Source organism: Lederbergia citrea (genome assembly GCF_018343525.1).
GTDB lineage: Bacteria > Bacillota > Bacilli > Bacillales > Bacillaceae_C > Lederbergia > Lederbergia citrea.
On sequence record NZ_JAGYPH010000001.1, the window covers coordinates 25,111 to 44,138 of the forward strand.

Consider the following 19,028-nt stretch of genomic DNA (forward strand, 5'->3'; position numbering starts at 1 on the left):
AATCATGAAAACTATGTGACAAAGAAGCATTTTGTATTTTATCTACTGAATTGATTTATAGTACTGGGCTTTTTCAGCATATTCTCTCGAAATTCGCTCCATATCTTTTATATCTTCTTCAGTCAATTCGCGAACCACCTTGGCAGGTCTTCCAAAAGCCAATGTGTTTGGGGGAATCGTTTTTCCTTGGGGAACAAGACTTCCTGCTCCAATGAATGCTCCTTCGCCAATTTCAGCTCCATCCAAGATGATCGAGCCCATTCCAATAAGTGCTTTTTTTCTGATTACGCAGCTATGTAAAATAACTTGATGACCAATCGTTGCCTCGTCTTCGATGATAAGTGGGTTTCCAGGGCTTTGATGCAAAACGGAGTTATCTTGGATATTCACTTTCCTGCCGATAATCGTTGGTGCTACATCTCCACGGATTACGCTATTGTACCAAACACTTGATTCCTCGCCTATTTTCACATCACCTGTAACTGTCACAAAATCAGCAATAAAAACAGATGAAGCAATTTCAGGTTTTTTTCCATTGTAAGGGTATATCGCCATTGTGAATTTCAACTCTCTTTCTATGTCGTTGCCTTGTTAGTAGTTTAACAAAAAAATACGGTTTATGTGGAAATTCCCATTTAATTTCGAGAATAAAGGTTAATCGTCTTTCATAGCCTTGAAAATGGGTAGAATAAGTATAGACTCTCGGAATTTCGTGGCGTAAATCTGCCCGGATTTCCAAAAACCTACTGGGAATTAAGTTTTATTGAAAAATTGGTATTCACTTTCAAAACTTTTTCCAAAAAAAAACAACATGCCAAAGGAGCGTCACAAATTTATTTTTTAAAAAGGGTTTTTTTGAAAACATCTTGCTTTACCAAGGTAGTGCGTGGTTGATTTCCGCTACAGTTGCTCGCTTTCCGCGGGGCGTGCGCCTGGAACGGAAATCAACGGTGGTAGACGTACACGTGTGTAAAAAAAGGTGAGCTATCCCCCTATTAAAAGTAGGAGGAGTATAAAAAATATGGCACAAGAAAATCTTGTACCATATGACTCGGTGAATGCCGAGATTATATTAACTGTACAAGGAGTTGGTCGGATGCGAAAGTGGGAAACTTTTGAGAGTGCAAAAGCAGTAATAGTTATTGTGCATGGTGCTATGGAACACCATGGAAGGTATGGATGGCTGATTGAGATGTGGCGATTAAACGGCTTTCATGTCATTATGGGTGATTTGCCGGGACAGGGACTGACTACTAGATCACAAAGAGGACATATTGATTCATTTGATGAATATATACAAGAGATAAAAACTTGGGTGGAAGAAGCGAATATGTACGCTTTACCGGTGTTTTTACTAGGGCATAGCATGGGTGGGCTAGCAGCCATCCGATTAATGCAAACTGCAGAAATGAATATAGATGGAGTGATTTTATCATCTCCATGTTTCGGACTGGTAGAATACCCGCCTACTCCACTTAACGCTTTGTCCGTTGGCTTAAATTGGATTATGCCGGAGTTAAAAGTAAATAGTAACTTAACTATTGATATGATCACAAGAAGTGACGATGAAAAGAACAGAGCCCTTAATGATAGTTTATATGTAACAAAAGTGTCCGTACGATGGTATAGGGAGCTTTTAAAAGCGATGAAAGAAGCATTCACAAATATTTCAGACTTTCCTGATGTTCCTCTTTTGGTTCTTCAAGGTGGAGATGATAAGATTGTAAATAAAATAGATGTCAGAAGCTGGTTTAATCAAGTGGATATTACTGAAAAAATTTATAAGGAATGGCCAAATAACTACCATGAAATTTTTAATGAGCCAGAAAGAGACATCATTTTCGACTATGCTAAAAGCTTTGCTGAAACAAGACTCCGTATTCTAGGTTATATTTATGACTAAAAAATTGAGGTGATATCAAGATGAGTTTACCTTCGCATCCTATTTCATTGATGAATCAAGTGTATAGAAAAATTATGCCTGTCGTCCATAAGGAATTATCATATTGGAGAAGCAGAGCGGAAGGAATCCCTAATGCCGAACTAAGGCAGCAGGCATTGGCAAGTATTGAACATAAGACGTTTCACTGTGAGGGTGGAGCAATTATGGCCTTAACCGCTTTGGACCAAAAAAAGGCAGCGATCAAGTTTATTGTCGCTTATCAAACAATCAGCGATTACTTGGACAACCTTTGTGATCGAAGTACTTCCCTTGATCCCGAAGATTTTGCGGCCTTGCATGAATCGATGAAAGATGCCTTGTCTATCGGTTCCATTCCGAAACAGTATTACCGTTTTAGGGATGATAGAGATGATGGTGGATATTTGGAGGATCTTGTTGAAACTTGCCAGTCTGTATTGAAAAAAGTCCCTCATTACGAAGCGGTTAAGCCATTTTTACTTGAATTATGCCAATATTATTGTGATCTGCAAATACATAAACACGTTTGTACGGAAGAAAGAGAAGAACGCTTAATGAAATGGTTCGCCCAAAATAAAAGCATGCTGCCAGATATGGATTGGCATGAATTTTCAGCCTGTTCTGGTTCTACACTAGGAATTTTTTGCCTCATTTCCTATGCGTTAAGGAAAGATTTTGAAGAAAAGCATGCGGAAAAGATCCGGGAAGGTTATTTTCCATATATACAGGGATTGCATATATTACTTGATTATTTTATCGACCAGGATGAGGACCGTGCTGGTGGTGATCTGAACTTCTGTTTTTATTATGAAAATGAAGAGCAAATGCTTAAACGATTTATTCATTTTTTAGATGAAGCCGACAGACATACGAAGCATTTGCCTGATACAAAATTTCATAAGCTGATTAACCGCGGACTGCTCGGTGTTTACTTGTCCGATAATAAAGTGAATGAGCAAAAGGATGTGAGGTCCATTGCGAAAAAAATGATGAAGCGGGGCGGAGCAATCAGTTACTTTTTTTATTGGAATGGCCGTGCTTATCGAAGAGTTCAAAATCTTTTGGCTGGATCTGCAAAGTTTTTGGCTCCTCAAAGATAAAAATAACATGCGAGAGTAAGCATGTTATTTTTTTTCAATCGCCAAAATAAAGGGCGGATTATTTTTTTGGTTTATAAAACCGTACTGAAGAACATGGACCTTTTCCTGCGGTAGATTTATTGCATAATCAAGTAAAGCATCCCGTTCAATAGCACCTGCGGCATGGCCGTGGTAAATAACGAGGACAACGATGCCACCTTTTGGCATTAGTTCAAGCAACTGTTCTATTGCGGAAATCGTTGTTTCAGCATGAGTTACAATTGATTTATCTCCTCCGGGCAAATATCCGAGATTGAAAATCGCACCGGTAATTTTACCTTTTTCTTCAAATGGGATTGTCTCCAATAAACTTTCATGTCCACTATCATAAAGAGAAACACGTTCCATTAGATTTTTGGATTCAAGAGCTAGTTTTGTTTGTTCGATTGCTTCTGTTTGAATATCAAATCCATACACTCGGCCTTGTTCTCCAACAAGTTGAGCTAGGAAAACTGTATCATGCCCATTTCCAACGGTCGCATCAACGACGGCGTCTTCTGGCTTTACGGCTCGTTCGAGCAATGTTCGTGCGAAAGAAAGTACCCGCTGTAAACCCATGTTTCAATCTCCTCACGTTCTGTCAAAAAAGGATCCAATCTTGCTTAGTCGCTGCCAAGATTAAAAGCTTCCACTTTTCTTCAAAAATTGTAACATAGACGTCCCCATTTGAGAACACACTAAAGATGAACCATGTTTAGGGATTGATTTAAAACAAGGTTCAAAATCGCAGATGTGAGGTGGACGTTAATGGCGACGCGTCAATCGATCGAAGACTGCATTAATCGTGTGGAATCAGCCATTCTCAATGCTGAGGAGCAATATACTTTGGGAAGCCGGCAGGAACATTACCATGATGTAGAATTCAGCGATGCACAGGGACAATTGGAAGCAGCGGCACAAGAGCTTGAAAAGCTGGCTGATAGCTCTAATGCACAGCAGCGTGAACAGCTTTATCGTGTTGGTTTGAAGGTTCAGCAGCTGCAGAACAAAATGATTCTCCTAGACCATGACCACCCACTTTACAGCACTTGGCATTAACTTGTTTCAATCAGGCACTTTGAGGTTTGTCTTCAAAGTGCCTGATCCTAATTAACTGAATTCACTTTTATCCATTATTCTCTTGCGCCCTTTTACCAAAAGGAATAAAATTGCTTAGTGTTTATGAAATATCGTTTGGAAAGGGTGCTGGAAAACATGCCGAAAGCCTTATGGCTATTAATCATCGGGATGCTTGTGAATGTAACAGGAGCTTCTTTTTTATGGCCGCTTAATGCGATTTATATACATGATCACTTAGGAAAATCATTATCTGTTGCTGGAATTGTCTTAATGTTAAATTCAGGTGCGAGTGTGGTTGGAAACTTGTGGGGAGGATTCCTCTACGATAAAATTGGTGGCTACCGATCAATTTTGCTAGGAATTACTATTTCAGTTTTAGCTTTATTTGGTTTGACTTTATGGCATGGCTGGCCTCATTACGTCTTCTTTTTAATATTTATTGGTCTCGGAAGCGGAATTATTTTTCCTTCTATGTATGCAATGGCGGGTTCGGTTTGGAAGGATGGTGGGAGAAAAGCTTTTAACGCCGTTTACGTTGCCCAAAATGCTGGTGTAGCGATTGGTTCGGCATTGGGTGGATTTGTCGCTTTCTATTCCTTTAACTATATTTTTCTCGCTAATTTACTGATGTTCATCGCTTTTCTTTTTATCGCTTTGTTTGGCTATAGGAATATGGCAGGAAGTCAAATTAGCCCGACAAACGTAATACAAGAACGGAAACCACTTCGGAATAAACATAAATTTTATGCTCTCATGATTTTGTGCGGAGCCTATTTATTAGGCTGGGTTGGGTATGTTCAGTGGCAATCAACAATCGCCGCTTACACCCAAGAAGTGAATATATCATTAAAACAATATAGCGTGTTATGGACAGTTAATGGAGCATTAATTGTTCTAGCCCAACCGCTTTTACAATGGGTGCTTCGAAAATACAGCGACCGATTAAAGGGGCAGATTATGACGGGCTTCGTCATTTTTATTATTTCATTTGGAGTTGCTGGGTATTCTAGTGAATTTAAAGGATTTCTTGCCGCAATGATCATATTAACAATTGGTGAAATGCTTGTTTGGCCAGTTGTTCCTACAGTTGCTGACAGGTTAGCTCCGAGGGGAAGAGAAGGCTTTTACCAGGGGATTGTAAATAGCACGGCAACAGGTGGGAGAATGATAGGCCCCGTACTTGGAGGCGTGCTTGTCGATTTGTATGGCATGGGGATACTATTCGGGTTCTTGATGGTGCTGCTTGTCATCGCATTGATTTTGGCTTATTTTTATGATGTTCCATTGAAAAATGCTAACCAAGAACAGGCGACAAAAAGTTCTTAATCCCTAATCAGGGTGAAACTGCAGATCATTTTTTACATTTAGGCTTGAAAGAATGTATAAAGTTGATTACAATTGGAAATATCATTAATAAATAAATGAAACGTAAACAAAGGAATAGTAATGGTGACAGCCCGTTTTAGAGAGTTGGCGGCAGGTGCGAGCCAATCGGGTGAAATCATGAACTCGCCTTTCGAGTTGCATGCGTGAACGGATTTTTAGAAATCCCTGTAGTCCATGCCGTTTTCCGCGTTAAGGATGAACGAAGCGAGTGCATGTGCACTAATGTGGGTGGTACCGCGGGAGAATCGAAACCTCTCGTCCCAAGAAAGAATTTTTCTGGGATGAGGGGTTTTTCTGTTTTTTAAAAAGTTGTAGGAGGTTTACAATCATGAGTTTTAGACACAATGAAATTGAAAAAAAGTGGCAACAATATTGGGAGAAAAATAAAACATTTAAAACGGATGCCTATGGTGAAGGTGAAAAGTTTTACGCACTGGATATGTTCCCATATCCATCTGGCGCAGGCTTGCATGTTGGGCATCCTGAAGGATACACGGCAACGGATATTCTTTCGCGAATGAAACGGATGCAAGGGTATAATGTCCTTCACCCGATGGGCTGGGATGCATTCGGCCTTCCTGCAGAGCAATATGCGCTAGATACTGGAAATGACCCTGCCGAATTTACGCAGCATAATATCGAAACCTTTACAAGACAGATTAAATCACTTGGCTTTTCCTATGATTGGGACCGTGAAATCAATACGACCGATCCTGGCTATTACAAATGGACACAATGGATTTTCCTAAAGCTGTTTGAAAAAGGGCTTGCCTATGTGGATGAAGTACCTGTGAATTGGTGTCCGGCACTTGGTACGGTACTTGCCAATGAAGAAGTCATCGATGGAAAGAGCGAACGCGGCGGACATCCCGTCGAGCGTCGTCCGATGAGACAATGGATTTTAAGAATTACGAAATATGCAGATCGTTTGCTTGATGATTTGGAAGAACTGGATTGGCCTGAAAGCATTAAAGATATGCAGCGAAACTGGATTGGCCGCTCTGAAGGCGCGGAAGTGACATTTGGCATCGATGGATATGATGAAACATTCACCGTTTTCACCACTCGTCCAGATACGCTTTTTGGTGCCACATATGCAGTGCTTGCTCCTGAACATCCATTTGTAGATAAAATTACGACAGCTGAGCAGCAAGCTGATGTGCAAGCATATATTGAAAAAATCAAATCGAAAAGCGATTTGGAAAGAACGGATCTTGCAAAGGATAAAACAGGTGTTTTTACAGGTGCATATGCAGTTAATCCTGTGAATGGTGAAAAAATGCCCATCTGGATTGCAGACTATGTATTAATGAGCTATGGTACGGGCGCAATTATGGCAGTTCCTGCGCATGATGAGCGTGACTATGAGTTTGCCGAAAAATTTGGTCTAGAAATCAAAGAAGTCGTAGCAGGTGGAAACATTGAAGAAGCCCCGTATACGGGCGACGGAATGCATGTTAATTCTGGTTTCCTAGATGGGTTGAATAAAGAAGAGGCCATTTCTGCTATGATCAATTGGCTTGAAAAAGAAGGTGCCGGAACGAAAAAAGTGACATACCGTCTTCGTGATTGGCTATTCAGCCGCCAGCGTTATTGGGGAGAGCCGATACCAATCATCCATTGGGAAGACGGCACGATGACTGCTGTTCCAGAAGATCAGCTTCCAGTCATTCTTCCGGTAACTGATCAAATTAAACCATCGGGAACAGGTGAATCACCGCTTGCCAATATTCCTGACTGGCTAAATGTTGAAGATCCGGAAACTGGGAAAAAAGGGCGTCGCGAAACAAACACGATGCCACAATGGGCAGGAAGCTGCTGGTACTACCTACGCTATATTGATCCGCATAATACAGAAGCGTTGGCAGATGAGGAGCTATTGAAAAAATGGCTTCCTACCGACATTTACATTGGTGGTGCAGAACACGCCGTCCTTCACTTGCTGTATGCACGTTTCTGGCACAAGTTTTTATACGACATTGGTGTTGTACCAACGAAGGAACCATTCCAGAAACTATTTAACCAAGGGATGATCCTTGGTGAAAACAATGAAAAGATGAGTAAATCAAAAGGTAATGTTGTTAACCCGGATGAAATTGTCGAAAGTCATGGAGCAGATACGCTACGCCTATACGAAATGTTCATGGGGCCGCTTGATGCTTCCATTGCCTGGTCAACAACAGGTCTTGATGGAGCTCGTCGTTTCCTCGATCGTGTTTGGCGCTTGCTTGTGAATGAAGAAGACGGTAGCTTGACTGAGAAAATCCGTGAAGGCGCCGTTACGGAGCTTGAAAAGGTGTATCATCAAACTGTGAAAAAAGTGACGGAAGACTACGAAACGCTTGGCTTCAACACTGCTATTTCCCAGTTGATGGTTTTTATTAATGAAGCATATAAAGCGGAAACCCTTCCGAAAGAATATATTAAAGGCTTTGTAAAATTGCTAGCGCCGATTTGCCCGCATATTTCTGAAGAACTTTGGGCAAAATTAGGCCACGAAAACACATTGTCCTACGAGGCGTGGCCAGTTTATGACGAGGCAAAACTTGTCGATGATGAAGTTGAAATCGTTGTTCAAATTAATGGAAAAGTCCGATCCAAAATGGTCATCGCTCGGGACACAACGCGCGATCAGCTTGAGGCACTTGCTATGGATGATCATAAGGTAAAAGAAATGATTGAAGGAAAAACCATCCGTAAAGTGATTGCCGTTCCAGGGAAATTGGTGAATATTGTAGCAAATTAAGCAAGAAAAACCTCCGTTTACGGGGGTTTTTTCAATATGAGCTTAATCCATCATCTCGCCAAAATATGAATGAGTATGTAAGTCTAAGTTGGATCAGTTATTTTTGCCATCATGTTTTGTTATAATAGAAATTGTTAAATCAGTAGAAGGGGTGACGCGTGTGGAAGAAATCAAAACGATAACACCTGAAGAAGTGAAGAATCAGCTCCGTGAGGGGAAAAATCTACATTTAATTGATGTCCGTGAGGATGATGAGGTTGCAGAAGGAATGATTCCAAAAGCAGTTCATATACCGATGGGAGAGATTCCAGATCAGCTTGATCAATTAAATCGTGACAATGAATATATACTTGTTTGCAGATCGGGCGGACGCAGCGGAAGAGTTTGCGAATACTTAATGGAACAAGGATTGAATGTGAAAAATATGGTCGGCGGTATGCTCGAATGGACTGGACCGCAGGAACCAAAACGATAATATATTTAAGAACGACCTTCGATGTTATACGAAGGTCGTTTATTATTGTCGTAAAACGTAAGTGTATATACAATTGTGAATAAATGGAATATAATGAAAGGGAAATGTTGGAGATTGAGGGGGGAATAGATTGGATCTTATTTTTGGGGGCTTAAAAATGTTAGCTCTCTATTTTCTTGTTTTTATCATACTTATTTTTATCCTGGCTTTTCCGAATAATCCTACCGTCTCTTATGAAGGAAAGGCCTCTACACCTATATTGACATACGATTTCCATCCAGAAACGTATATTTATAATCTTAAGGTATTTTATTTGAGCATTACTGAACATAGAACACTAGGAGTAACCCGTTACGATGGAGTTTTAGTTGAAGATGAAATCAAGACATACTTCCCGAGAAGTGCAAAAGTGATATTAGTTGCTTTTTTCTTCAGTATTATTGCGGGTATATTAAAAGGAGTGTTCGACTACCGATATCGAATGAGCAAACTGAACTTCTTAGGTAATGGATCGACTTGGCTTTTCCAATCAATCCCGGACTTCTTTGTCATTCTCTCCATTCAATGGCTGGCCCTTGCAATGATCCCTTCATTGAGGGTATTCAGTAACTCAACTTGGTATAACTTTATCTTTATTGGAATTATTGTGGCGATTTATCCAGCGTTATACATAGCCAGAATTACATTTGCAGCTTTAGTGAACGAAGATGGTCAACAATATATTCAAGTGGCGCGTTCAAAAGGATTGAAAGAACGAATAATCGTTTATAAACATATGTTGAAAAATTGTATGCAAACAATTTTAGCGCATATTACGCCATTAATGGTTTACATATTATCTAGTTTAATTATGGCTGAGTATTTATTTGCCTACGAAGGTATTGCCTATCGAATGTTTTTTTCCTTAGAGATTTTTACAAGTATTGGTGGAGGGCAGAGGTCTTTCGAACCGGCAATGATTCTCGGCGCAACCGTTTGTTTTATGGGAACGGTGATGTTTGCGCAAATGGTGGCCTTCATTACTAGAAAAAGTTTAGGGCTTGATAGGAGTATCGCAAATGAATAATAAACCTTTAATTGTCGGATTAATTCTGTCGGCAGTCCTTTTTTTTATTATGTTTGCAGGACCTTATTTACCATTTGTTGATACGGAGCTAGAAGCAAAGCGGTTATACTATCCTGAAAAAGGAAAAATAGAGACTGCGCCCTTTTCACCCTCTGAACGATATATTTTGGGTTCAGATCGAGATGGAAGAGACTTGTTCAGTATGCTTATATTAGGGGCGAAAAATACAATTGTATTTATTATTGGTATTGCTTTACTTAGATATGCAATTGCTGTTCCTCTAGGAATGTTTGGTTATAAAAAGAAAGGAATAGTTTCTTGGATTATTCAAGGATGGGATAAAGTATTTTCTAGTCTTCCTAGTAATTTATTGATTATTATTATATTGAATCTACCTTTTTTGCTGTATAGTAAAGATCGATTGATATGGGCATTCCTTATTATCGCTTTATTCGATGTAGGGCGGGTGAGTCAAATTGTCCAGCAACAATCGAATCAATTATCAAAAAAGGCGTTTATTGAAACGGCGAAAACGATAGGTGTAAAGCCATTTTCCATGCTTAAAAATCATTATTTACCAAACTTAGCACCTGAAATCATTACAAATTTTTGTATTGATGTAGGGCGTGTAACTCTTCTAATTGGACAGCTCGCAATCCTGAATATTTTCCTTAAGCAAGAATTAATTCAAGTGAATTATGGGTATAGCGAGATCGTCAATTCTAGTTTAGATTGGCCATCAATCATGACAGATACGAGAAAAGATATTAGAAGCGCATTTTGGATTCCATTTTTCCCGGCATTGGCTTTAACTTATATGATTTTGACATTTAATATGTTAGGTGAGGGATTAAGAATATATTTCAATCGTCATTTAACTTAAAGTTATGAAACGTTGGACAACGTTAAGAGGTCTTAAAAAATTGTCCATGCAGGCGATGCTGACTTTTGCTCCAATGAATCTCAAGAGGCTTGCCAGATTGACATGGAAAAGGACATAAAGAGAGCTGCTCGAAGAACAGTATTTTCACCGAAATCCCTCGAATCAGGTAAAAATCATCTGAAAATCGTAAAAGGCATTGGGAAGAAGATCAATCCTAATGCCTTTTGTCGACAATCTGATGCGACTATTTTCGAATAGTCGTTTTTTTAATCAAATTTCTTTCATCAAAATCCCTTAAAATCAGACTATTTTCGATTCGTTTTAAAGATTTCCCCCAACATATAATAAAACTTTTAACCTAGTGTTAAACATATAGTAATCAGAATTGCTGAAAACCATTAGTTCCTTTTAATTAAAAATAATCATGTTTACATAGCTTTTCATAAAATTTAAGAGAGTAAAGACTCATTTTTAATACTTCCCAATCATTCGACAGTTGGCTGGAATTTAAAAGCTTATACTGACTCTATTAATAGGGGAGGTGTTTTGCTAGTGGAAAAAAAGAAATGGAAAAGCAGTTTACTCGGTTTGATCGCTCTTTCAGGACTTGTCATTTCTACCGTGTACCCCGGCTTCAGTACGTCAATATCAGCCGTGGAACAAGTTCCCGAACCAATTGCCAAAGAGGAGTCAGCTTCTATTGTACAACTACATGTGCCGAATCAAAAAGCGTTGGATACATTGATGGAACTTGACATCGATCTTGCGCATAGGGTTCATGAACATGATGGGGTATGGGAAGTGGATGCTGTAGTTACCCCATCAGAGATCGCAATGTTAAAAGTAAAGGGAATTACTGTAAAGAACACACTGATTAATGAACAGCAATGGCAGGAAAGAACGGCAGAACGAGGATCAGCAATACAGCAACAATCTCAAGTATCAGCAGCAGAAGATAAAATTCAAATCCTTCGTGCGAATTATTTTACAAATCAATCAGGAGACTTCCTTTACATCGAAGCTAAATCTACCGCCGGAATAACATCAAGCACGGCATTAACAGCATTATGGAATGAGAATGGTGTAGACAAGTCTGCTACACTATCACGAAAAGTGGATTATGGTGAGTATTTGTATCACTATTTACTATTGCCGATTGATGGTAAACCTAAAAGCGTTACAATTAACAGTAATTTAGGAGGAACATCGAGTCAGGCAGTAACAGAATGGCTTGGTGACGATAAACCCGGCAATCCAAAAAAACACTATGTAAAGGATTTTGTCGACCATTATATGGACCCGACTGAATTGTATGAACGTGCTGAAAAACTGGTTAAAGAATTTCCTGATCTTGTTGAAATCATCGACATGCCAAACAAAACGAATGGATATAGACGCCATGCACAAGCAACAATGGGAAGTGTGACAACTTCAGCAGTTGTCGTCACATCTAAAGCATGGGGACATGAAGGTGGAAACGATATTTCCGTTGTTTTCAAAAATCCTAATAAAAACAATTCATCGCTAAAAGTTTCTGTTGATGGGAAGAATATCGTTGTCGAATTGGCTACTAACTCTAGCGGAGGCACAACGAGTACAGCTTCTCAAGTAGTAGCGGCTCTTAATTCCGAAGCAAGTAGCTTAGTTTCCGCAACTACATACCGGGGGAATGGCGGTACCGGAATAGTTGCCCCTGCTAATGTGGTGTTAACAGATAATTTAAAGGCACCAAATCATATTTCTCGTGATCCGTTTACAGTAAAAGCAATCCGGATTGGGAAGCATCGTGACGGATCCAAGCCCGGAGTACTAGGCTACTCACAAGAACATGCACGCGAGTGGGTAACGCCGCTTGTAACAATCGAAACAGCAGAACGGCTATTGAGAAACTACGGCCATGATGGTGAAACAAAGCAATTAGTAAATAATCTTGATATTTTCTTAGTCCCATCAGTGAATCCTGACGGTGCCCATTATAGTTTCTACGACTATAATATGCAGCGTAGAAATATGACAAATCACTGTGGTCCAAACGCTTCCGATCCGGGATATCGTAACAACTGGGGAGTAGATTTAAATCGAAACCATTCTGTTGGTTCCGTTTTTGATGGTTATATCGGTGCTTCGACAAGCTGTACGAGTGATACGTATGCTGGCCCGTTTGAAAATTCCGAGCCAGAAGCCAAGAACCTTGTATGGCTGGCAGATAAAAACCCAAATATTAAGTTTGCAATGAACATTCATAGCTACGGTGGATATTTTATGTGGTCACCTGGCGCTTATGACGCTCAGCGTAACACGCTCCCACGGCCATCAGCCGGTGAAGAAGCATTCTATTGGGCGGCATCAGACCAAATTTTAAATGATATCCAAGATCATCGGGGTACTGTCATCCTTCCGAGTAGGACAGGCCCGATTCCAGACGTTCTTTATTCTGCGGCTGGAAACTCAGCAGATTATTTATGGTATGAAAAAGGCATTTACGCCTGGAATTTCGAGGTGGGTGCGGATCTTTGGAATAAAGAAACGAACAGATGGACTGCAGTAGGATTCCAGCCTGGCTTTGAAGAAGGCCATGAAGAAGCAATGGAGTTTGCCAACGGTTTAATTGGCATGATTAAGGTAGCTTATAATCATGCTAAAGACCATCAAAGGCCATCCTCAAAAGCAGTTCCAGGAAGCGGTAAATATACGGGACCCATTGACGTGAAACTTGAAGCGAGTGAACCAGCTACCATCTATTACACACTCGATGGCAGCCGCCCAACTTTCGAATCGGAAAAAATTAGGTTAAGCGGTACAAGGGAATTTGCGGAATCTCTTCGGATAAACAAGACAACTACTATTAATTGGTTTGCGGTAGATGCAGCAGGCAATATTGAGAAAAACTATAATCCCATTGGGAATGGAAAAAATTATAATTCAGTTAATATTACAATTAAGTAAGAAAAAGGAAGGGGAGAACTGGCCTTAAGGTCAGTTCTTTGTTTGTTCACGACTATGTTTTTTCATGTCATGTTAGCAATCGATTATTTTGAATATTGTGATTTGGTGTATAAATCCAAAAGAATTTGGGCAATCTATTAAAAAAGTCCCAAGGGGTGAATGCTATGGTTCAAGTGAAATTGTTTGATTGTGAGCACGAGCAGGACTTAGAAGAAAACATGAACGAATTTTTAAGCGATATGGAGGATAGGAATATCATAGATGTAAAATATCATGTCGCTGCCATCGGTGAAGCGGAAGCGGATCAAGTTTACTGTTTTAGCGCGATGGTTTTGTATGTGAAATGATACTGATAAAAAAAGAAGAAACCGTCCAGTCATCAAAGGACAGTTTCTTCTTTTAAATTAACCTTTAAATAGTGCAGCACTAGCCCCAGCCAATCTTCCCGTAATTAATGCTGAAGTAATATTATAACCGCCTGTGTAGCCGTAAATATCCAATACTTCCCCGCAGAAATACAGTCCTGACATGAGCTTTGAAGCCATTGTTTTCGGTTCAATTTCTTTTACAGAGACGCCGCCGCCAGTCACAAATGCTTTTTCTAGCGGTAATGTTCCGTTAACTGCAAAGCGAAATTGTTTGCACGATTCAGTAAATCTCCGTAATTTCTCGGCGGAGATAGATGCGCAAAGAGCACTTGGGTCAATATTGCTTCTTTCAAGTAAAAACAATAAATAGCGCTCTGGTACAATCCCTTTTATTGCATTTTTAACTGCTTTTTTCGCATCTTCTTTCATCGTTTTCTGGAGTTCCTGAAATAATTCTTCTTGTTGGCGGTCAGGTAACGCATCTAGTGAAACGGTAACTTCGTCCAAATCCCATTTTTTCTGTGCCTTTACGACAAACTGGCTACACCTAAGAACTGCAGGTCCTGAGATGCCGAAATGGGTAAAAATCATATCCATTCGGTGAGTGATGAGCGGTTTTCCCTTTGGATTCAAAACACTCAATGAAACGTCACGTAAAGATAGTCCTTGTAATGTTTTTTCCTTAATAAAGGATTCCGCGGATGTTACCGGAACTTCTGTTGGAAATAACTCGGCAATCGTATGTCCAGCAGCCTCAGCCCAAGGAAAACCATCCCCGGTTGAGCCTGTATGAGGTACCGATTTTCCGCCCGATGCAATGACAACAGCATTACTACTAATTTTTTCACCGGATTCGAGTAGAACTCCAGCTGTCTGATGTTCATGATATAAAACATCTTTTACAGGACTGTTGACCCGTACCTCAACACCAAGTTCCTCCATGCGTGTAAGCAGTGCATCGACAACAGATTGGGCACGGTCAGACACGGGAAACATTCGACCATGATCTTCCTCTTTCAGTTCAATGCCGAGGTTTTCAAAAAAACGAATGATATCTTCATTATTAAAAACAGAGAATGCACCATACAGAAAACGTCCATTTCCGGGGATATGGCGGATGATTTCATCAATAGGCAGCCGATTTGTAACGTTACAGCGCCCACCTCCGGATATCGCTAATTTTCTGCCGAGCTTATTTCCCTTATCGATTAACAATACCTTCGCTTTATTTTCAGCAGCTGCAATGGACGCCATCAAACCTGAAGGTCCACCGCCAATAATAATCACATCATACATAATCCGTTCCACACCTTGCTGTCTATTTAGTCTATTTATTTTAAAGTTAGTATGGATGAAAAGCAAACGTTGTTGGAATTGTAATCGCATGAAATTATATCCAGTAAATTCAAAAGATTATATATATATTTCCTGCCGTAAATAGATTAGAATAATGATAGATAAACAATTTACCGGGGAAAAAAGGTTGAGGATAAAATTAATCTATTATATCAGATTGGATAGATAAACAAGGAGGAAATAGAAGAACAGTAATGTCTGTAAATAGCGTTATCTTCGATTTCAGCGTTCCATAAACTATAAAAAATATGAATTTAACCGATATTTATAATAGATTCATATTTTTTGCGAGAGGAAGGAAGGCCATGAGGCACAGGCTTGCAGCACCATTTCTATTAGTTCTATTTAGTTTCTTCCTATCTGTATCTATTGTTTCAGCAGAGGAAATTCAGGTTGAACCGGAGATTTCCAAATTTAGTACGAATATCCTGTTTGATGACAAGCAGGAATACAAAAGCAATGAGTTAATTGTTAAGTTCAAATCATCTGTAACTTCGGCGCAGAAAAAGAAGATTTTACAGAACATAAAAGGCAAAGAGGTTTCACAGTTACTTAACGGGGAATTTTCTCTCGTATCAGTTCCAGATAGTCCAAAGCTTGTTACCATAGCCGAGAAATTACTTAAAAATAAAAAAGTAGAATTTGTTGAGCCAAATTATGAAATAACAAAAGCTTATACCCCTAGTGACCCTGGATATAAAAGTCAATGGCACTTGAAAAAGATTCAAGCACCAAAAGCGTGGGATATTACGAAGGGATCTTCCGCCATCAAGGTCGCTGTAATAGATACTGGCGTCCAAACAAACCATCCAGATTTAAAAGGGAAAATTGTTTCCGCAAAAAATATTACCGGGGGTTCTCCCCAACAACATGGAACACACGTAGCTGGAACCATTGCAGCATCAATAAATAAGAAAGGTGTAGTAGGGGTAGCACCTAATGTTAAGATTATGCCTATTAACGTATTCTATGGATCTAGTGCCTATACAGACGATATAGTAGAAGGCATTGTATACGCTGCAGACAAAGGTGCAGATGTAATAAACATGAGTCTCGGCAGCTATGGATACAGCTATTATATGGATGTTGCAACGGCATATGCTAAAAGTAAAGGCGCCATTATTATCGCTGCAGCTGGAAATGATGATACTAGTATGGTGGCATATCCTGCGGGATTATCATCGGTCCTTGCAATAAGTGCGACTAATCAGAATGATTATATAACCTCATTTTCAAATTATGGATCCCATATTGCTTTAGCGGCACCGGGGCAGGGTATCTATTCAACCGTATCAGGAAGCACTTATGCATATATGGATGGAACGTCCATGGCCGCACCAGTTGTATCCGGCGTTGCTGCGTTAGTACTATCCAAGAATCCAATTTTGAGTCCAGATCAGGTAGAAACTATTTTGGAAGATTCTGCCGATTATGTAGGCTCGTATTATTTTTACGGTTATGGACGGGTAAATGCGCATAAGGCTTTAAAACAAACACCTATACCAATATCTAATCTATCTCTTTCTACGACAAATTTCACGGTTACAGGAAAAAGTAAAAACAATATTACCTTTACAGCATCTAAAGGAGCGACTGTATCTGTTTATGTACAAAATTCTAAAGGGAAGACTATTCGAAAGCTTGCTACAACGAAAAATTGGAAAGGTGGAAAATATTCTACAGCTTGGGACGGTAAGCAGGATAATGGACTATTCGTAGAATCAGGTTCATTTTCAATTGTAGGCAAAGTATCAAATGGAAAAAAATCTATCACCAAGAAAAAAACGATAAAGGTAACCAATAAGATTAAACTAGTTGTGAAGATAGGTTCATCAGCCATATTCTCACCAAAAGTGAAGAGTAAGTTGACTGTTTCCTATGAAATTAATAAAACTGCCAAGGTCACTGCGAAAATTTATGACAGTAAGAATAAGCTTGTCAAAACAATCCTAAACAATAAGTCTTTGAGTCCAGGAAAAAGGACAGTTGCTTGGGATGGCAAAAACAGTCACGGCAAATTGGTGAAAGACGGAACTTATAAACTAACTGTTTCAGGAATTGATTCGAATAAAGTAGAAGCGAATAAGACAATGTCCATTAAAATCGACACGGTTAAACCGACAGCTGCAACTTCGGTATTAGCGACACCGTTCAAGCTAGACGGAAAATCAAAACCGGGAGTAAAAGTTACTGTTAAAGAAACGGTTAAGGTGAGCGCTTATGTAACGACTGATAAAGGCGTGAAAATTAAGCGACTCACGAATAATAAATCTTACAACAAAGGCCCTTTTACATTAAACTGGAATGGGAAAAATGATAAAGGCAAATACGTTGGTGAAGGAAAATATCGCTATGAGGCTGAAGTTAAGGATGCCGCTGGAAACACACTTGTTGCGAAGTCTAAAGTATTTTCTTTACAAGATTGGCAGAAACCGACTATTAAATCGACGGCAGATTTCTATTATCGCAATTCCGGAAATGCATCATATGCTTATTCGATCAGCAAACCTGGGAAGGTAACGGTTCAAATTTTAAAAGATGGTAAAGTTGTGAGAAATGTGGAATCTGGCATCCAAAAAGCTGGGGGATCACAAAAGTTTACTTGGGATGGAAAAGATGACGCAGGTAATCTTCTTGCAGATGGAAAATACCGATATAAAATCAATTTGGTTGATAAATACAAGTTGACTGGCACTTATACTGGTGCTATGACAGTGGCTTTGACGAAAGTGGTTATTACGCATCCGGGCGTTGTACAGTTTTATGATATTTATTATGACGATTACGATTACGCAAGCGAGGTATATTATAAATTGTCGCAAGACGCGGATGTTACTGTTGAAATTTATGATAGTTATAATTCTAAAGTACGTACCTTAAATTACAAATCACGCAAAGCTGGTATAAATTCTTTTAAATGGGACGGTTTGGATAAAGATAGAGATTATGCTTGGGATAATACTTATTCGTACAAAATCATAGCTAAAAACTCAGGAGGAAATTTAACGACTGTCAATGGCAAGATGACAAATAAAGAGAACCCGTCTTGGCTTAATTCACATAAATATTTATACACATATATAGGATCGGACAAATATTATTGCGAATATGAATTTGAAATTAACGTTAATAAGCCGGTAAGTACTACATTATATGTTTATGACTTTTGGTCTGATAGTGAAGTTTATAAGAAAACGTATCCTCTGAAAAAAGGGGAAAACGTATTTAATTATAAAGAGGGTTGGGATGATGTTTACTATAAACTGCAATATAAAGATGATTTAGGTAATAAATATTACTATGCATTATGGGACTTAGATAATGGCTCTTACAGTATTAAACAAAACCGATTCACACCAAAGCCAATTTCACCATCCGAAAAGCCTAGTTATAATCCTAAAGATAACAAGAAGAATAAATAATCACGAAAGGAAGGGGCCCTCACCACGACCTCTTCCTTTTTTCTATGATGGACATACTCTGTTCATTGTCAAATTCCGTCGATAGCTGTACACTATCAAGTAGTGTTGCAAAAAAAACTGATTTTATAATGATGCTGTTTTTTAAGAGTATCGGTCGATAATTTCAATAATCGGTAGTAAGCCCTAAACAATCGGTAGTAAATGATTCACAATCGGTAGTGAAAATTAAAAATCGGTAGTAAACCTTAAATAACGGTAGTA

Annotated in this window: 14 protein-coding genes and 1 other annotated feature; of the genes, 11 read left to right on the forward strand and 3 right to left on the reverse strand. The window is 39.2% G+C overall.

The features are described 5' to 3' along the window. Positions 1-42: 42 nt before the first annotated feature. On the reverse strand, positions 43-555 hold the full coding sequence (locus KHA88_RS00220; protein WP_213121248.1) for a gamma carbonic anhydrase: 513 nt from the start codon (positions 553-555) through the stop codon (positions 43-45). Positions 556-1,096: 541 nt separating this feature from the next. Here KHA88_RS00220 and KHA88_RS00225 point away from each other — a divergent pair. Together KHA88_RS00225 and KHA88_RS00230 are read left to right on the forward strand one after the other, a co-directional pair. Further along, positions 1,097-1,903 carry an alpha/beta hydrolase gene (locus tag KHA88_RS00225; RefSeq protein ID WP_213097911.1) on the forward strand — a complete coding sequence of 269 codons (807 nt, stop codon included), beginning with the start codon at positions 1,097-1,099 and terminating at the stop codon, positions 1,901-1,903. A gap of 20 nt (positions 1,904-1,923) precedes the next feature. After that, positions 1,924-3,021 carry a tetraprenyl-beta-curcumene synthase family protein gene (locus KHA88_RS00230; protein WP_213097743.1) on the forward strand — a complete coding sequence of 366 codons (1,098 nt, stop codon included), beginning with the start codon at positions 1,924-1,926 and terminating at the stop codon, positions 3,019-3,021. A gap of 24 nt (positions 3,022-3,045) precedes the next feature. Here KHA88_RS00230 and mnmM read toward each other — a convergent pair whose 3' ends face one another. Further along, positions 3,046-3,618 (reverse strand): tRNA 5-(aminomethyl)-2-thiouridylate-methyltransferase MnmM, encoded by a 573-nt coding sequence (gene mnmM, locus KHA88_RS00235; protein WP_213097742.1) that lies wholly within the window; start codon positions 3,616-3,618, stop codon positions 3,046-3,048. 189 nt (positions 3,619-3,807) lie between these two features. Here mnmM and KHA88_RS00240 point away from each other — a divergent pair, with 189 nt between their 5' ends. From KHA88_RS00240 to KHA88_RS00275, 8 genes are all read left to right on the forward strand, one after another. Beyond that, positions 3,808-4,098, forward strand: a complete 291-nt coding sequence (locus KHA88_RS00240; protein WP_213097741.1) for a YtzC family protein — start codon at positions 3,808-3,810, stop codon at positions 4,096-4,098. Positions 4,099-4,254: 156 nt separating this feature from the next. After that, positions 4,255-5,445 carry an MDR family MFS transporter gene (locus KHA88_RS00245; RefSeq protein ID WP_213097910.1) on the forward strand — a complete coding sequence of 397 codons (1,191 nt, stop codon included), beginning with the start codon at positions 4,255-4,257 and terminating at the stop codon, positions 5,443-5,445. 94 nt (positions 5,446-5,539) lie between these two features. Next, positions 5,540-5,771 (forward strand) — a binding site (T-box leader). A 62-nt stretch (positions 5,772-5,833) separates the two neighbouring features. Continuing rightward, positions 5,834-8,251, forward strand: a complete 2,418-nt coding sequence (gene leuS, locus KHA88_RS00250; protein WP_213121249.1) for a leucine--tRNA ligase — start codon at positions 5,834-5,836, stop codon at positions 8,249-8,251. Between the two features lie 160 nt (positions 8,252-8,411). Continuing rightward, a complete protein-coding gene (locus tag KHA88_RS00255; protein ID WP_213097909.1) occupies positions 8,412-8,726 on the forward strand; it encodes a rhodanese-like domain-containing protein in 315 nt (104 codons plus the stop codon). 130 nt (positions 8,727-8,856) lie between these two features. After that, a complete protein-coding gene (locus KHA88_RS00260; protein WP_213121250.1) occupies positions 8,857-9,792 on the forward strand; it encodes an ABC transporter permease subunit in 936 nt (311 codons plus the stop codon). Continuing rightward, positions 9,785-10,675, forward strand: coding sequence for an ABC transporter permease (locus KHA88_RS00265; protein WP_213121251.1), 891 nt, complete (start codon positions 9,785-9,787; stop codon positions 10,673-10,675). The genes KHA88_RS00260 and KHA88_RS00265 overlap by 8 nt, the downstream gene beginning before the upstream one ends. Positions 10,676-11,227: 552 nt before the next feature. Further along, positions 11,228-13,621 carry a M14 family metallopeptidase gene (locus KHA88_RS21245; RefSeq protein ID WP_213097737.1) on the forward strand — a complete coding sequence of 798 codons (2,394 nt, stop codon included), beginning with the start codon at positions 11,228-11,230 and terminating at the stop codon, positions 13,619-13,621. Between the two features lie 164 nt (positions 13,622-13,785). Continuing rightward, entirely contained in the window at positions 13,786-13,968 is a 183-nt protein-coding gene (locus KHA88_RS00275) for a sporulation protein Cse60 (protein WP_213106673.1), read from the forward strand. 57 nt (positions 13,969-14,025) lie between these two features. Here KHA88_RS00275 and KHA88_RS00280 read toward each other — a convergent pair whose 3' ends face one another. Next, positions 14,026-15,288, reverse strand: coding sequence for a BaiN/RdsA family NAD(P)/FAD-dependent oxidoreductase (locus KHA88_RS00280; protein ID WP_213121715.1), 1,263 nt, complete (start codon positions 15,286-15,288; stop codon positions 14,026-14,028). Positions 15,289-15,650: 362 nt separating this feature from the next. Here KHA88_RS00280 and KHA88_RS00285 point away from each other — a divergent pair, with 362 nt between their 5' ends. After that, positions 15,651-18,767 (forward strand): S8 family serine peptidase, encoded by a 3,117-nt coding sequence (locus KHA88_RS00285; protein ID WP_213121252.1) that lies wholly within the window; start codon positions 15,651-15,653, stop codon positions 18,765-18,767. Positions 18,768-19,028 lie beyond the last annotated feature (261 nt).

Coding starts and splice junctions, on each gene's coding strand:
- KHA88_RS00225 (WP_213097911.1), top strand. CDS start 1,097: ATGCGAAAGTGGGAAACTTTTGAGAGTGCAAAAGCAGTAATAGTTATT.
- KHA88_RS00275 (WP_213106673.1), top strand. CDS start 13,786: ATGGTTCAAGTGAAATTGTTTGATTGTGAGCACGAGCAGGACTTAGAA.
- KHA88_RS00240 (WP_213097741.1), top strand. CDS start 3,808: ATGGCGACGCGTCAATCGATCGAAGACTGCATTAATCGTGTGGAATCA.
- KHA88_RS00265 (WP_213121251.1), top strand. CDS start 9,785: ATGAATAATAAACCTTTAATTGTCGGATTAATTCTGTCGGCAGTCCTT.
- mnmM (WP_213097742.1), bottom strand. CDS start 3,618: ATGGGTTTACAGCGGGTACTTTCTTTCGCACGAACATTGCTCGAACGA.
- leuS (WP_213121249.1), top strand. CDS start 5,834: ATGAGTTTTAGACACAATGAAATTGAAAAAAAGTGGCAACAATATTGG.
- KHA88_RS00220 (WP_213121248.1), bottom strand. CDS start 555: ATGGCGATATACCCTTACAATGGAAAAAAACCTGAAATTGCTTCATCT.
- KHA88_RS00230 (WP_213097743.1), top strand. CDS start 1,924: ATGAGTTTACCTTCGCATCCTATTTCATTGATGAATCAAGTGTATAGA.
- KHA88_RS00285 (WP_213121252.1), top strand. CDS start 15,651: ATGAGGCACAGGCTTGCAGCACCATTTCTATTAGTTCTATTTAGTTTC.
- KHA88_RS00245 (WP_213097910.1), top strand. CDS start 4,255: ATGCCGAAAGCCTTATGGCTATTAATCATCGGGATGCTTGTGAATGTA.